The organism is Streptomyces sp. YS415, assembly GCF_023544665.1.
In the GTDB taxonomy this organism is placed as follows: Bacteria; Actinomycetota; Actinomycetes; order Streptomycetales; family Streptomycetaceae; genus Streptomyces.
In genome coordinates, this window is sequence record NZ_JAMJFL010000035.1 from 60,120 (window position 1) to 75,189 (window position 15,070).

A 15,070-nucleotide genomic window follows, 5' to 3' on the forward strand; every position below is an offset into this window, starting at 1 on the left:
GCACGGCGGCGGCCAATCGGCACCCCGCTCAGGGCTCGTGCGGATGCGCGCCCGGTGTCACGATCTCGTCCAGCACCCGCAGCACGGCCTCGTAGGCGACCACGCGCACGGCGGCGTCCCGCGCGGCGTCCGGGTCGCTCGCCCGCAGATCCACGCTCCGGGTCCGCCAGTCCTGCTCCTCCTGCCGCGCGCAGGTCCGGGCGCGCTGGATGCGCCGCAGCAGTTCGTCTGAGTCCACGACATCGGTCATGGATTCCGCGTACCCCGTGCGGACCGATTCGAGCGTCCGGTCGGGTACCGGGAGGTTTGACCTGCCCAGCAGGGGCGAGCCGAAGGGAGGGAACGCAAGGCGCCCGGGGGAGCGCGCCCCTCGATACCGACCACGGAGTCAGATGATGCGCGGGGAGCACAGCACACAGTCCGTGAACGAACCGGCCCAGGCACGCAGGGCCGTGGAACGCGCGGTGGCCGACCACTGCCGCGCCACCGGCGCGGCGCCCGACCGCATGGCGGTCAACGATGCCCTGCTGGTCGCCTCGGAACTCACCACCAACGCCATCGTGCACGGCGGCGGGGTCACCGACTTCCGCGTCGATCTCGTCGATCCCGGCGTACGGGTCTCGGTGAGCGACCTCAGCAACCGCTTGCCGGTGGTCACCGAACCCGGCGAGCGGCAAACGCCCCGCCGTTTCGGCGGCCACGGCTGGCGGATCGTGTGCCGCCTCGCCCGTGACGTGCAGGTATCGCTGCTGCCGACGGGCGGCAAGCGCATCAGCGCCCTGGTGCCGCTCCTGTGAAAATCCTCCGTGTACGGCGGAACGACGGGGGCAGGCGCGGTTTCGACCGACCTGAGGAGTTCCATGACCGACACCGAGGGAGAGCTGGAGCGGCTCCGCGCCGAGCTGCGTGACCTGCGCGCCCGTGCTTTGACCCATCCGCTGATCGCCCAGGCCCAGGGCCTGCTGCAGGAGCGCTACGCCCTGCCCGACGCGGACAGCGCGTTCTCGCTGATGCGGCGGGCCTCGCAGCACCACAACGTCCGGATGCGCACCCTCGCGGAGGCCCTGGTGATCCTGCCGCGGCCCGACGAGCGCGCGGCCCTGTGGTTCACCGGCCGTGCCCGCACCGTGGAGCCGCCCCTCACCTTCCCGGCCGCCCGGGACACCGGCAGCGAGACCCGGGGCGCCGTCCTGGCGGCCGTGCTGAGCCAGACGCTCGCCGTGACGGACACCGGCATGGGCAATGTGCAGCTCGCCGACCGCGCCCGGGGCGGGTTGCGGATCGAGAAGCACACCGGGCACACCGCGGACTTCCTCGACTTCTTCGCCCACGTCGGCGCCGACGGCACCGCGTGCGCCCGGGCGGCCCAGGACGTCGCCCAGGTCAGCGTGCACGACGTGGAGGCTGACCCGGTCTTCACCGAGCAGGCCCGGGAGGCGATCCTCGCCTCGGGCAGCAGGGCCTGCCACAGCGTGCCGCTGGCCACCGCGTCCGGCCAGTGCCTGGGCATCGTCTCGGCGCACTTCGACGGACTGCTCAAGGACATGACGGCGGCCCAGCTCAAGGCGCTGGAGGCGGTCGGCGCCCAGGCGGGCCGCTGGCTCGCCTGGTACGACCGCACCGTGGTCCTCGACGCCCTGGAGCACCTGCACGCCCTCGGCCGCCGCAGCAGGCGGCGCTGAACCGGGCTTTCGACGTGAGCCCCGCCCGAACCGGGGCATCAGGAGTCCGGGAGGATCTGATGAACATGAGTGCCGTGGTCGGGGCGGGTCGCACCCCCTCCGGGTCGAAAGCCGCCGGTTCGATGACCGAGGGCGCCGCCCGGGCGGGACTGGCCGCACGCGGGGTGATCTACCTGCTGGTCGGCGCCCTCGCCCTGCAGATCGCCTTCGGCGGCCGGCGCCGCCAGGCGGACCGCCAGGGTGCCCTGGCCGAACTGTCCGAGAAGCCCTTCGGCTCCGTCCTGCTGTGGGCCCTCGGCATCGGCCTGGTCGGCATGGCCCTGTGGCGGCTCTCGGAGGCGCTCTTCGGCCGCGTGGGACCCAAGGGCCACAAGCCCCACAAGCGCCTCCTGTCCGCGGGCAGGTGTCTCTTCTACGGCTTCGTCGCCTACTCCGTGCTGCGCTTCGCGGCGAGCGGCCGCAAGGGCGACAGCGGCGGCTCCGCCGACCAGCAGTCCCGGGACATCACCGCGACCGCGATGGAGCTGCCCGTCGGACAGTGGATCGTCGGGGCGGGCGGGGCGGGCATCGTGATCGCCGGGGTGTGGATCGGCGTCCAGGCGATCCGCCGCAAGTACCGCAAGGATCTCAAGCTCGGCGAGATGTCCCGGACCGCGAAGCGGCTGACGGACGTCACGGGAGTGGGCGGCGGCCTGGCGCGCGCCGCGGTGTTCGCCGCGCTGGGCAGCTTCGCCGTACGCGCCGCCGTCGACTACGAACCCGACAAGGCCAAGGGCCTGGACGACACCCTGCGCTCGTTCGCCGAAACGGGGCTCGGCCCGTGGCTGCTGGCCGCCGTCGCCTTCGGCCTGGTCCTGTTCGGCCTGTTCTCCTTCATGATGGCCGCCCGGCGACGCGTCTGAGACGCCGGATAAGGGGAACGCGGGGCAGATGAACGACTACGAGCTTTCGCCCGACGGCCGGCCCGTGGACATCTACCTCGGCCTGCTGCGCGCCCGAATGGACACCGAGGACTACCATCGCCTGCTCGACGTCGTCGAACCCGTGCTGCGGGCCATCGACGAGCGGCGGCTGCCACCCGCCGAGTTCGCCCTGGACGACGACGGCGAGGAGCAGCTGCCCCAGGAGATCCGCGACCAGGCCGCCCTGGTGATCGCCACCGCGGTCACCGGCCGGATGGACAACGAGGTCGTCGAGATCGACCTCGGGGACACCGGCTCGGTCCGGGTGGTCACCGACTCGGCCACGGCCTCCGACCCCGACCGCCTCGACGAGATCGCCTCCTACATCCGCACCCGCCGTCACGACGACGAGGAACTGCGCGGCATCGCCGAGGCGAGCGGCCTGCCCACCGACTTCTGACCAGCGCCGGGTCCTGGTCCGATCCGGACGGCAGGGCCTACCCGCCGTCCGCCGGGCCGACCGGTGCCCCCAGAGGGCGGGCCAGGCCCACCACCACCTCGTCGAGCCGCTGCAGGTGCCGCAGCACCCGGTCGGTCACCCGGCCGTACCGGCTGCTGCCCGGCACGTCGGGCTCCAGCAGCGAGGCGATGCTCGGACCGGTCTGCACCCGGTCCCCGGCCCGCTCGTCGGCGACATGCGCCGCGATGGCCTCGATGTTGTGCGCGATGCGCCGCCCGGCCCCGCGCAGCCGCGGGTCCGCCGCGATCGAGGGATGCGTGGGCAGCAGCTCGGCGGTCGCCGCCAGCGAGCGCGCGTGATAGGCCGCCGTCTCCAGCAACGCCACCACATAGCGGGCGGTGTCGCGCCGGGCCCTGAGCGGGGTCACCGGGTGCGTCAGCGGCTTGGTCGCCGCCCGCAGATCGGCCAGCGCCCGGTCCAGGTCCCGCGCCTGGTCGAGCAGCTCCGCCGGCGGCCCGCCGCTCAGCTGCTCCACGGCCGCCCCGGTGACCTCGCCCAGCCGCTCCAGCACGGTGCCGAGCAGGTCGTCGGTCCGCCGGCCGGTGTTGACCGGCAGCACCAGCGCCGCCGCGAACACCCCGCAGGCCGCCCCGAGCGCCGTCTCCTCGATCCGCAGCACCAGCACCGACAGGCTGTAGGTGTGCAGCAGGGTGTACAGCAGCCCCAGCGCGGCCGTCACGAAGAACGACATCAGCGTGTACGACAGGGGCGCGGTGTAGAACATGAGGAACACGAAGACCAGCACCAGGGCGAACGCCGTCCAGGTGTGCTGCCCCACCAGCCCCGCCAGCACGATGCCGGCCACCACCCCGAACACCGTGCCCAGCAGTCGGCGGTAGCCCTTCACCAGGATCTCGCCGGTGGACGAGGTGTTGAGGAAGACGATCCAGCAGGTCAGTACCGCCCAGTACCAGCGGTGACTGGAGAGCAGCTCCCCGCCGACGATGGCCAGCGACGAGCCCACGGCGACCTGCACGGCGGCCCGCGTCGTCGGCCTCCGCAGCCCCCTCTCCTCCTCTTCCTTCGCCGCGGTGTCCTGCGCGCCGTCGATCGCGGCGTCCTCGGCGTCCAGCTCCTCGCGGGACCTGGCGGTGGACGGGGTGTCGTCCGACTCGTCCTGGGGCCCGTCCAGCGCGGTCCGCAGCCCCAGGACGGCCCGGGCGGCCTCGCCGATTCCGCGGAAGGCGTCCTGCACCGCCGGGGAGGCCCCGGGCAGGTTCTCCTCGTCCCGGTAGGACAGCAGGCGGTTGCGGACCTGGGCGAGCGCGGTGCCGCCCGGGTGCTGGACCAGCAGTTGCAGGCCGCGCAGGTCCCGGCGCAGGGTGTCGGCGGCCTGGTCCCGGACCGGCAGCCGTCCGGCCGTCGGGACGGGCGCGCCGGGCAGGTGCAGGGTCAGGGTGTCCGTGCGTTCGGCGCTGCGGGCGGTGAGCAGCAGCAGGCCCAGCCGCTCGGCGGCGATCTCCGCGTCCGCCACCCGCCGCTGCACCAGCCGGGCCGTGGCCTCGTCCGCCGTGCCCTCCTCCAGGCGCCCCTGGATCATCAGTGCCGTCTCGTGCAGCCGCGCCGTGCCCTCGCGCACGCTGTGCAGCGCCCGGTCCGCTTCCCCGGGCCCCGCGTCCAGCAGCTCGAGCTGGGCCGACACCAGCTGTGCCAGCCGGGCCCGGAACGCCTCGCGCAGCCGCTCCAGCGTCCCGGCCGGGGTCTCCGGCACCAGCGCGAACCGCACCAGGGCACTGCACACCACGGCCGTCACCACCGAGACGTACAGCTCGGGCAGGTCGGCGACGGTGGCGCCGACGAACAGGGACACGAAGTACAGCTGGAAGGCGATCAGCCCGAGCGCGGTACCGCGGTCGCCGAACCGGCGGCCGTACACGGCACCGAAGATCAGCGCGACGAAGAACAGATCACCGGCGACGACATGGGAGTGCAGCAGCGCGGCCAGGGTGACGGAGGCGAGCGCGACCGGCAGGCCGAGGGCGAGCGTGACGGCCTGCGGGCCGCGCTGCTTCTCCCGTACGGCGAAGGTGGACACCATCGCCGCCATCGCGCCCGCGACCAGATGCGGCACATCGGCGCCGATCAGGGCGAGCACGGCGAGGGCGAGCGCGATCGAGGCCACCGTGCGCAGCCCCGCGGCCAGCCGCAACAGCCCCGGGTCCGATGCCGCGACCCGGTCCCGCAGTCGTGCCCGCCCCGAACCGGTGGCTATCCCCGACCCTCCGCAACGTGCTCCCGCAGCTGCTCCGGCGTCAGATAGGCGTCCGTGTACTCGAAGTCCCTCAGCTTGGCGGGCTTGCGGGCCTGGAAGCCGGTGCGCACGAAGTCATCGCCGGCGATGGCGTTGAGGACCCAGTTCGTCAGCACGCGCGTCTTGGCGACATTGGTGCGCAACGCCGACCAGTGGTAGCCGCGGGCCACCGCCTGGGCGGGCAGGCCGCGCAGTTCCACCCCGAGCGGCTTGGACACCGCGTCCCGTCCGCCGAGGTCGACCACGAGGCCCAGGTCCTTGTGGACGTACGGCTTCATGGGCTGGTTGCGCAGCGTCGCGACGACGTTGTCGGCGACGACCTTGCCCTGGCGCATGGCGTGCTGGGCCGTCGGCGGGCAGACGGCGCCCTCCTCGCCCTTGGCCCGGTCCGGCACCGCCGCCGCGTCGCCGAGCGCGAACACGCCGTCGTGTCCGGGCAGGTTCATCTCGGCCGCCACCGCGAGCCGGCCCCGGACGGTCTCCGCGCCGAGGGTCTTGATCAGCGGGCTGGCGACGACCCCGGCCGTCCAGATCAGGGTGCGGGTGGGCACCGCCCGGCCGTCGGTGAAGGTGACCTCCTCCGGGCCCGCCTTGGCGATGGACACCCCCAGCGAGATCTCGATGCCCCGCTTGCGCAGGACGTCCTGGGCGCTGCGGCCGAGCTTGTCGCCCAGCTCGGGCATGAGCTTCGGGGCGACGTCGATCAGGTGCCACTTGATCAGGCCGGGATCCAGCCGGGGGTAGCGCTTGACGGCGGCCCGGGTGAGCCGGTTCAGGCACGCGGCCGTCTCGGTCCCCGCGTAACCGCCGCCGACCACCACGAACTGCAGGCGCGACTCCCGCTCCGCCGGATCCTGACTGGCGTCGGCCAGGTCGAGCTGCGAGATGACGTGATCACGGATGTAGGCGGCCTCGGCGAGCGTCTTCATCCCGAACGCGTGGTCCGTCAGACCCGGGATGTCGAAGGTGCGGGTGATGCTCCCGGGAGCCAGCACGATGTAGTCGTAGGGCTCGTTGACGATCTCGTCGGTGATCGTGCGGATGACGCACACCTTGGCCGCGAGGTCCACGCCGATGGCACCGCCCGGGATGATCCGGGTGCGGTACTTGCGGCTGCGGCGCAGGGAGAGCGCGATCGACTGGGGCGTCAGCACCCCGGAGGCGACCTGGGGAAGCAGGGGAAGGTAGAGCTGGTAGGCGAACGGCGTCACCAGGGTGACGTCGGCCTCGTCGGCGGCGAGCCGGCGCTCCAGTCGGCGCACACACTCCACTCCGGCGAAGCCTGCGCCAACCACCAGGATCCTGGGTCGTGTCACGGTGTTCATCCCTTCTGCGGCTCCAGGCGGTCTGATACGACGTCGTTCGCCTGCCCCTGGATCGCTGCCTCGCACCTGATCGATCCCACCGCGCTCCCGGCCGCTCCGCCAGTCGGGTGCGGCAGGCAGATGAACGACATGTTTGAGCCACACTGCCCCGCGGGGACCTCGGGCACACTGGGTTCCCCAAGATCGGCCGCGCAGTCACCACGGCAGGAAGACATGAACGTCCTTGCCCCGCTCATGGGTGATGACGCCGACCTGATGGCTCAGGCTCTGCACCAGATACCAGCCGACCCCGCGGCCGCCGCGATGCGGATCGAAGGCACGCGGAGCCGGCGGTGTCGGACTGGTGTCGCGCAGGACGACGTGCACACCGTCGAAGGCTCTGCTCAAGCGCAGCTCGAACGGGCCGGGGGCGTACTCCACCGTGTTCGCCGCCAGCTCCGTGACCACCAGCAGGATGTCGTCCCGGTGGTCGGGCGCGGCGGGTGGCGAGACCCGCGCCAGGTCGCGGAGGTATGCCTCCGCGGCCATGCGTGCCTCGGTCACGTCCGCCAGCGCCCCCGCGAAGCGGACGAGACGGTCTGCAATGTCCTGTCCAGCCAAGGTGTCGTCGTCCGTCTCTCCCCCCATGCACCTGCGCTGTCCGGCTTCCCCGCTCGCCGCGACCTACGCACAGGTCACCGGAAGACGTTGTCCGCGTCGTCCCACACCGCCGACTCGTCCGGCACCGGCTGCCGCCGGGTCCGGGCGCGGGCCTGGTACATCGCGTCGATCTCCAATGCGTAGTGCCGCACGATAGCGTCCCTGCGCAGTTTCATCGACGGCGTCAGCAGTCCGTTGCTGAGGTCGAACGGCTCCGGCAGCACCCGGAAGACCCGGATGGACTCCGACCGCGACACCGTGCTGTTGGCGGCCGCCACCGCCCGCGCGATCTCCTCCCGCAGGGCGTTCTCCTCCCGGGCGTCCCGGCTGCGCGGGTCGGAGCGCGGCTGCAGGGTGCCGCGCCAGTACGCCAGGAAGTCCGGGTCCAGGGTGAGCAGCGCCCCCACACAGGGCCGGTTGTCGCCCACCACCACCGCCTGATGGATCAGCGGGTGCATTCGCAGGCGCTGCTCCAGGGCGGCGGGCGCGACGCTCTTGCCGCTGCTGGTGATGATGACGTCCTTCTTCCGTCCGGTGATCGTCAGATAACCGTCGGAGTCGAGGATCCCCAGGTCCCCGGTGGCCAGCCAGCCGCCGCGCAGCACGGACCGGGTCGCCGCCTCGTCGTTGACATAGCCCTGGAACACCGACGGTCCGCGCACCAGGATCTCCCCGTCGTCGGCCACCCGGACGTCCATGCCGGGCAGCACCTTGCCGACCGTTCCCGACCGTTCCTGGCCCGGCGGCTGGGCGGTGACCCCGCCGGCGGTCTCGGTGAGCCCGTACCCGTCGTTGAGGTAGATGCCGATGCCCTCGTAGAACAGGGAGATCTCCCTGTTCAGGGGCGAGCCGCCGGACGTCGCCCGGCGGACCCGGCCGCCGAGGGCGCCGCGCAGCCCGCGGTAGACCGTCCGCTCGTACAGCGCGTGCTGCAGCCGCAGATCGAAGCCGGGTCCCGGCCCCTCGCCGAGCCGGTGCCGCTCCACGGCCGCGGCGAAGTCCCGGGCGGTGTCGGCGGCCCGCTCGAACAGGGCGCCCCGGCCCGACTGGCGGGCGGAGCGCAGGAAGTTCTTGTAGATCTTCTCGAAGACCGACGGGACGGCGCAGAAGTACGTCGGCCGGAACGAGCGCAGCGCCGAGGCGAGGGAGTCCCCACCCGGGTCGGACTCGTGGCCCATCAGCATCCCGCCGCGCACGCACAGCCCCTGCACCATGAGCCCGTACGCATGGGAGAACGGCAGGAAGGCGAGCACCGACGCCTGTCCTCCCGGCGGCACCACCAGGTGCCCCCAGCCCTCCAGCAGGGTGTCGCAGCCGTTCGCCAGGCTCCGGTGGCTCAGCGCGCAGCCGAGCGGGCGGCCCGTGGAGCCGGAGGTGTAGGAGATGACGGCCGTGGAGTCCGGCAGCACGATCCGGCGCAGCGAGTCGACCGCGGCGAGCGGGACGAAGGCACCCCGCTCGACCAGCTGGTCCAGTGCCCCCGCGTCCAGCTGCCAGACATGCCGCAGCAACGGCAGCGAGGCGCACACCGAGCCGACGGTCATCACCGACTGCTCGTCCTCGACCACCACGCCCACGCACCCGGCGTCCCGGAGGATCCACTCCACCTGCTCCCGCGAGGAGGTCGGATACACGGGCACGACCTCGGCGCCCACCGCCCACAGGGCGTGGCTGAAGATCGTCCACTCGTACCGGGTGCGCGCCATGATCGCCACGCGGTGGCCGGGCGCGATCCCGGAGGCGACCAGACCCTTGGCCACCTCCACCACCGTGTCCCGCACCTCCACCGCGCTGATCTCGGTCCACTCGGCGGAACCGGGCAGGCGGCGCGCGAGCATCGGCAAGGTGGGCTCGAGCAGGGCCCGCTCGAAGATGCTGTCGGCGAGTCCGCCGCCCGGCGGCGCGGAGACGGAGGGAGCCGGGGCGAAGTCGCGCATGCGCAGCTCCTGTCGTGTACACGGTGTGACGCCACCGACGAGGAGGGTTATCGGCGGTGCTCGAATCTAGCCGAGGTACGAGCGAACCGCGCCGGAATCCGACAAGTCCGCCGACGCTGATCCGCCGGTACTGATGATCTCGGCGAGATCGGGGGACTCGGGGGGCATGAACCACATCAACCCTGATCCGGAGCCCGAGCGCACCACCGGTCTGGAACCGGGCGGTTCGGTACCACCCGGCGAAACGCCGCCTGCGGAGAGCAGCATGCCCGAGGCGGGCCCGCGTGAGACGCACAACCCGCCCAAGGGCTGGGCCACGGGGCCCGTGCTCGTGATCCTCGTCCTCGCCGTGCTGTGCGCGGCCTTCTTCCTGACCTACGCCATCATCCTCATGGTGTGAGTCGGCACCGCCTCAGTCCTGAGTGCGCCGGACGCACTCGAGGACCACGTCCCGGAGGCTGCTGGTGCGCTCCATCAGCTCGCGCTGCACCCGGGCGCCGTTGCCGCGCTCCAGCAGCTCGGCGACGCCCGTCCGGGCCCGGTCGAGGTCGCCGTGGTCCTCCAGCGCCTCCCCGACATGGTCGAGGAGGGCCTGCACCACTGCGCGGGCCGGCATGGGCCGCATGGTCACGGGGTGCAGCAGCTCCCCGGTGACGCCCGCCCGGGCGGCCTGCCAGGCCGCCAGCCGCAGCACGCTGACGCTGTGCGGCGCCGGTTCGACACCCGCCCGCCACTCCCGCGCCGCGGTCTCCACCAGGCCGCGGGCCAGGTTGGCGAGCAGGACGGGGGTGTCCGCGTGCAGACTCACGTCCGACACCCTGATCTCCACGGTCGGGAAGTTCCGGGAGAGCCGGGCGTCGAAATACACCATCCCCTGGTCGAGGATCACCCCGGTGTCGATCATGTCCGCGACGACCTGGTGGTACCGCTCGGCCGACCCGAAGACCTCGGTGGGACCGGCCGACGGCCAGCGCTGCCACACCCGGCTGCGATAGCTGCTGTATCCGCTGTCCTTGCCCTGCCAGAAGGGCGAGTTGGCGCTCAGCGCGCCGAGCACCGACAGCCACGGCCGTATCCGGTCGATGACGGCGACGCCCTCCTCGTCGGACTCCACGCTCACATGCACATGGCAGCCGAGGACGAGTTGCTCCTGGGTGGCGATGCCGTACTGCTCCGCCATCCACTGATAGCGCCGGCCCGCGCCGACGGCCGGGCTGACCGGCAACGGGGAGGTGGCCAGTGCCGCCACGGCACAGCCCAGCTCCCCGGCGTACCGCGCCGCCTCCTTGCGGCACCGGAGGATCTCCCGGCTCAGGCCGTCCATGGTCGACTGCGGCTCGCTGGCGTACTCCAGCATCTGGTCGTGCAGTTCCTTCTCGAACACGTCGTGGCCGTCCGTGCTCTCCCGCTCGGCGCGGGCGATGATCGCGGCCGACCGGGCCCGCGGTTCACCCGTCTCCGGATCGACCAGGAGGAGTTCTTCCTCCACACCTACGGTGCGCACCTGTGCACCCCTTCTATGGCCCGACGCGATGACGACGAGGTTTCGTCGTACGCCCCGACTGCCCGCTACCGGGCAGTCGGACACCTGGCGTCGCCGCGGGCCTCAGGAGGGGTACGGCGTCAGCCAGACCGTCGCCAGCGGCGGCAGGGTGATCCGGATCCCGTCCTCCTCCGGCTTGATCGGCCCCGGGTTGGTGATGTCGCCGCCGCCGTACCGGGCCGCGTCCGTGTTGAGGGTCTCCTCCCAGACGGTGCCGCCCTCGGGGACCCAGATCCGGTAGTCCTCCCGCACGGCCGGGGAGAAGTTCGACACCGCGAGCAGGGGAGTGCCGTCGGCGGCGTACCGGAGGAAGGCGAAGACGTTGTCGTCGGCCGCGTCCCCGAGGGCCCACTGGAAGCCGCCCGGGTCGGTGTCCCGCTGCCACAGCGAGGGGGTGGCGAGGTAGGCGGTGTTGAGGTCCCGGACGAGGTCCCGGACGCCCCGGTGGTCGGGCTCGGCGCTGTAGCCGGGATCCAGCAGCCACCAGTCCGGCCCGTGCGGCTCGGACCATTCGGCTCCCTGGGCGAACTCCTGGCCCATGAAGAGGAGTTGCTTGCCGGGGTGGGCCCACATGAAGCCCAGGTAGGCGCGGTGGTTGGCCCGCTGCTGCCACCAGTCGCCGGGCATCTTCGACACCAGCGCCTGCTTGCCGTGCACGACCTCGTCGTGGGAGATCGGCAGGACGTAGTTCTCGCTGTAGGCGTACACCATCGAGAAGGTCATCTCGTTGTGGTGGTACTTGCGGTGGACGGGCTCGTGGCTGATGTAGCCGAGCGAGTCGTGCATCCAGCCCATGTTCCACTTCAGCCCGAAACCGAGCCCGCCGCTGTCGGTGGGCCGGGTCACCCCCTCCCAGGCGGTGGACTCCTCCGCGATCGTCACCACACCGGGCGCCCGCCGGTACACGGTGGCGTTCATCTCGCGCAGGAACGCCACCGCGTCCAGGTCCTCCCGGCCGCCGAACACATTGGGCGTCCACTGGCCCGAGTCACGGGAGTAGTCGAGGTAGAGCATCGAGGCGACCGCGTCGACCCGCAGCCCGTCGATGTGGAACTCCTCGCACCAGTACACAGCGTTGGCGACGAGGAAGTTGCGCACCTCGACCCGTCCGAAGTCGAACTCGTAGGTGCCCCAGTCCGGGTGCTCGGCCCGCCGGTCGTCCCCGGGCTCGTACAGCGGCTCCCCGTCGAACCGGGCCAGCGCCCAGTCGTCCTTGGGGAAGTGCGCGGGCACCCAGTCCATGATCACGCCGATGCCCGCCCGGTGCAGCGAGTCGATCAGGAACTTGAAGTCGTCGGGCGTGCCGAGCCGGGCCATGGTCGCGTAGAAGCCGGTGATCTGGTAGCCCCAGGAGCCCGAGAACGGGTGGTGGGCGACCGGCATGAACTCCACGTGCGTGAAGCCGAGGTCCTTGACGTACGCCGGCAGCACCTCGGCCAGCTCACGGTAGGTCAGCCCCGGCCGCCAGGACGGGAGGTGCACCTCGTACACCGAGAACGGCGCCACGTGCACCGGGACGTCCCCGCGGTGCGCCATCCACTCCGCGTCGCTCCACTCGTAGCGGGAGGAGTGCACGATGGACGCCGTGTCCGGCGGGATCTCCGCGAACCGGGCCATCGGGTCGGCCTTGAGGAAGCGGTGGCCGTGCCGGGAGTGGATCTCGAACTTGTACCGGGTGCCCTCGCCGACGCCGGGCAGGAACAGCTCCCACACGCCGCTCGCGCCCAGGGAGCGCATCGGGAACGCGGTGCCGTCCCAGTACGTGAAGTCGGTGGCCACCCGCACGCCCTGGGCGTTCGGCGCCCACACGGTGAACCGGGTGCCGGTCACACCCTGGTGGGTCATCGGCTCGGCGCCGAGCGCCTTCCACAGCTGCTCGTGCCGGCCCTCCCGGATCAGATGGAGGTCCAGCTCGCCGAGGGCGGGCAGGAAGCGGTACGGGTCGTCGACCTCGTGCTCGCCGTCCTCGTACGACACCAGCAGGGTGTACGCCGGGATCTTCTTCCGGCGCGGTACCACGCCGGCGAAGAGGCCGTCGCCCTCGGAGGTGAGCTGTCTGCGTCTGCCGTCGATCACCACGCTCACCGCGCGGGCGAACGGGCGCAGCGTCCGGAACATGATCCCGCCCTGCACGACATGGGCGCCGAGCAGCGCGTGCGGGTCGTGGTGGGCGCCGGCCAGCAGACGACCGCGGTCGTCGGGGTCCAGCGGCGGAGCCGTCCCGCACCGGGCGGGTCCTGACGGCTCGGGCAGCGAGGTGTCGCGCAACGCCATGGGGGTCAGCCTCCTCGTACGGCGAGACGCTCGATCGCCGCCATCGGTACCGGTAGCCAGTCCGGGCGGTGCCTGGCTTCGTAGAGCACTTCATACACGGCCCGGTCCGTCTCGTAGGCGCGCAACAGGCCGTGTTTCTTGCGTGGGTCCCATCCGGCGGCAGTCGCGTAACCCGCGCAGAAGGCCTCCCGGCAGCGGCGGGCCCACTCCGGCCGCCAGGGCCGGCGCTGGCGTGCCGCGTAGTCGAAGGAGCGCAGCATTCCGGCGATGTCCCGGACGGGGGAGTGCAGGTCGCGCCGCTCGGCGAGCGGGCGGGACGGTTCGCCCTCGAAGTCGATCACGAACCACTCCCGTCCGGCCCGCAGGACTTGCCCGAGGTGCAGATCGCCGTGGATCCGCTGCGCGGGCGGGCCGGGGTCGCAGGTGGTGAGCGCCCCGAAGGCGGTCCGCAGGCCCGGCACGAAGGGCTGCAGGGCCGGTACGCAGTGCGCCGCGGAGTCCAGCCGTTCGGTCATCGCCGCGGCCGTGACGGCGTTCTCGCTGCGGGTCTCGCACGGGAACGCCGAGGCGAGCGCGAGGTGGACCTCGGCGGTGGCCCGGCCCAGCTGGTGGGCCTCCGCCGTGAAGTCGTCACCGGAGGCGAGCGCCTGCAGCGCCAGCGTCCAGCCGTCGGTCGCGTCCCGCAGGAACGGCTGGAGCACGCCCAGCGTCGCGCCCCACGGACGGGTGGTCCGGAACCAGGCGACCGGTGCGGGGACGCGCCGGCAGCCCTGCCGGGCCAGCGCGCCCGGCACCTCCAGATCCGGGTTGACGCCCGGCTGGATCCGCCGGAACACCTTCAGCACGAAGGCGTCGCCGTACACCAGCGAGGAGTTGGACTGCTCCGCGTCCATCAGGCGCGGCGCCAGTCCGGACGGGACCTGCACCGGGGAGCAGGACTCGAAGCGCAGCGGGCCGGCGGCGCCGGGATGCCGCAGCCGGTCCAGGAGCAGTTGCGCGGAGCGCAGGTCCTGCAGGGCGTCGTACACCGTGAGACCCGCGAGCGGGCCCTCGTCGGCCCGTCCGATGAGGCTGCGGCCCAGGCGTGGGGAGGGGTGCTCGCGCACCCCGAGCAGCAGCTGGTAGCAGTCGCCGGCCGGGGGCGCGGTGGTGCCGCCGGGGGCGGGCACCGGGACATGGCCGGCGTGGACCAGCAGATGCAGACAGCCCGGGAACAGCTCGGTCATGGACAACAGAGCCAGGTCGGTGACCGGCCGGTCCTTGCCCGCGAACCACCGCTGCCGCGGCAGCCACTGACGCAGCAGACCGCCGAGCGAGACCATGATGTCGGCGACGGCCGGAGGGCTCGGTCTGAGGGATGCGGTCTTCGGCATGGTGACGCGTCCTTTCGTCGGCACACGCTCAAGGGCACACGCTCAAGGGGCGGACGCTCGGTGTCGGCGGCCGATGCGGGAGGCGACTCGGGAGAGCCGGAACCAGTAGAAGCCGTGGCCCGCCAGCGTCAGCAGGTACGGCAGTTCGCCGATGGCCGGGAAGCGGACCCCGCCGAAGAGCTCGACCGGGTGCCGTCCGTCGAACTCGCGCAGATCGAGCTCGGTCGGCTGGGCAAACCGGGAGAAATTGTTCACGCACAGCACGAGATCGTCCTCGTACTCCCGCAGAAAGGCCAGCACCGCCGGGTTGGACGACTGCAGTTCCGTGAAGGAGCCGAGTCCGAAGGCGGGATTCTGCTTGCGGATCTCGATCATCCGGCGTGTCCAGTGCAGCAGCGAGGAGGGCGACGCCATGGACGCCTCGACGTTGGTCACCTGGTGGCCGTAGACCGGGTCCATGATCGTGGGCAGGAACAGGCGGCCGGGGTCGGCGGTGGAGAAGCCCGCGTTGCGGTCCGGTGTCCACTGCATGGGGGTGCGGACGGCGTCGCGGTCGCCGAGCCAAATGTTGTCGCCCATGCCGATCTCGTCGCCGTAGTAGAGGATCGGCGAGCCAGGGAGGGC

14 protein-coding genes are annotated in these 15,070 nt (G+C 72.1%); 5 read left to right on the top strand and 9 right to left on the bottom strand.

What is annotated here, in order from left to right:
• Positions 1 to 28: 28 nt before the first annotated feature.
• Positions 29 to 250: a hypothetical protein gene (locus M8H82_RS31495; protein WP_250078501.1), complete on the bottom strand. Its 222-nt coding sequence runs from the start codon at positions 248 to 250 to the stop codon at positions 29 to 31.
• Positions 251 to 395: 145 nt separating this feature from the next.
• On the opposite strand from M8H82_RS31495, the gene M8H82_RS31500 reads away from it, so the two are divergent.
• The 4 genes from M8H82_RS31500 to M8H82_RS31515 all read left to right on the top strand — a co-directional run bounded on the left by M8H82_RS31500 (position 396) and on the right by M8H82_RS31515 (position 3,044).
• Positions 396 to 797 carry an ATP-binding protein gene (locus tag M8H82_RS31500; RefSeq protein WP_250078502.1) on the top strand — a complete coding sequence of 134 codons (402 nt, stop codon included), beginning with the start codon at positions 396 to 398 and terminating at the stop codon, positions 795 to 797.
• Positions 798 to 860: 63 nt separating this feature from the next.
• Positions 861 to 1,682 (top strand): ANTAR domain-containing protein, encoded by an 822-nt coding sequence (locus M8H82_RS31505; protein WP_250078503.1) that lies wholly within the window; start codon positions 861 to 863, stop codon positions 1,680 to 1,682.
• Positions 1,683 to 1,741: 59 nt separating this feature from the next.
• Positions 1,742 to 2,584, top strand: coding sequence for a DUF1206 domain-containing protein (locus tag M8H82_RS31510; protein WP_374211725.1), 843 nt, complete (start codon positions 1,742 to 1,744; stop codon positions 2,582 to 2,584).
• A 28-nt stretch (positions 2,585 to 2,612) separates the two neighbouring features.
• On the top strand, positions 2,613 to 3,044 hold the full coding sequence (locus M8H82_RS31515) for a hypothetical protein (protein ID WP_250078504.1): 432 nt from the start codon (positions 2,613 to 2,615) through the stop codon (positions 3,042 to 3,044).
• 37 nt (positions 3,045 to 3,081) lie between these two features.
• Here M8H82_RS31515 and M8H82_RS31520 read toward each other — a convergent pair whose 3' ends face one another.
• The 4 genes from M8H82_RS31520 to M8H82_RS31535 form a co-directional block, all read right to left on the bottom strand.
• Entirely contained in the window at positions 3,082 to 5,253 is a 2,172-nt protein-coding gene (locus M8H82_RS31520) for an FUSC family protein (protein WP_250078505.1), read from the bottom strand.
• A gap of 59 nt (positions 5,254 to 5,312) precedes the next feature.
• Complete coding sequence (locus M8H82_RS31525; RefSeq protein WP_250078506.1) at positions 5,313 to 6,680, bottom strand: NAD(P)/FAD-dependent oxidoreductase; 1,368 nt, start codon at positions 6,678 to 6,680, stop codon at positions 5,313 to 5,315.
• A gap of 195 nt (positions 6,681 to 6,875) precedes the next feature.
• Positions 6,876 to 7,307, bottom strand: a complete 432-nt coding sequence (locus M8H82_RS31530) for an ATP-binding protein (RefSeq protein ID WP_250078507.1) — start codon at positions 7,305 to 7,307, stop codon at positions 6,876 to 6,878.
• A gap of 47 nt (positions 7,308 to 7,354) precedes the next feature.
• Positions 7,355 to 9,256 (bottom strand): long-chain fatty acid--CoA ligase, encoded by a 1,902-nt coding sequence (locus M8H82_RS31535; protein ID WP_250078508.1) that lies wholly within the window; start codon positions 9,254 to 9,256, stop codon positions 7,355 to 7,357.
• A 166-nt stretch (positions 9,257 to 9,422) separates the two neighbouring features.
• Here M8H82_RS31535 and M8H82_RS31540 point away from each other — a divergent pair, with 166 nt between their 5' ends.
• Positions 9,423 to 9,656, top strand: a complete 234-nt coding sequence (locus M8H82_RS31540) for a DUF6480 family protein (RefSeq protein ID WP_250078509.1) — start codon at positions 9,423 to 9,425, stop codon at positions 9,654 to 9,656.
• A gap of 12 nt (positions 9,657 to 9,668) precedes the next feature.
• Here M8H82_RS31540 and M8H82_RS31545 read toward each other — a convergent pair whose 3' ends face one another.
• The 4 genes from M8H82_RS31545 to M8H82_RS31560 all read right to left on the bottom strand — a co-directional run.
• On the bottom strand, positions 9,669 to 10,760 hold the full coding sequence (locus M8H82_RS31545; protein ID WP_250078510.1) for a glutamate--cysteine ligase: 1,092 nt from the start codon (positions 10,758 to 10,760) through the stop codon (positions 9,669 to 9,671).
• Between the two features lie 102 nt (positions 10,761 to 10,862).
• A complete protein-coding gene (glgB, locus tag M8H82_RS31550; RefSeq protein ID WP_250078511.1) occupies positions 10,863 to 13,073 on the bottom strand; it encodes a 1,4-alpha-glucan branching protein GlgB in 2,211 nt (736 codons plus the stop codon).
• A 5-nt stretch (positions 13,074 to 13,078) separates the two neighbouring features.
• Entirely contained in the window at positions 13,079 to 14,446 is a 1,368-nt protein-coding gene (locus M8H82_RS31555; protein ID WP_250078512.1) for a maltokinase, read from the bottom strand.
• Between the two features lie 42 nt (positions 14,447 to 14,488).
• Positions 14,489 to 15,070: alpha-glucosidase C-terminal domain-containing protein (locus M8H82_RS31560; RefSeq protein WP_250078513.1), on the bottom strand; the 582-nt coding region annotated here is incomplete at its 5' end.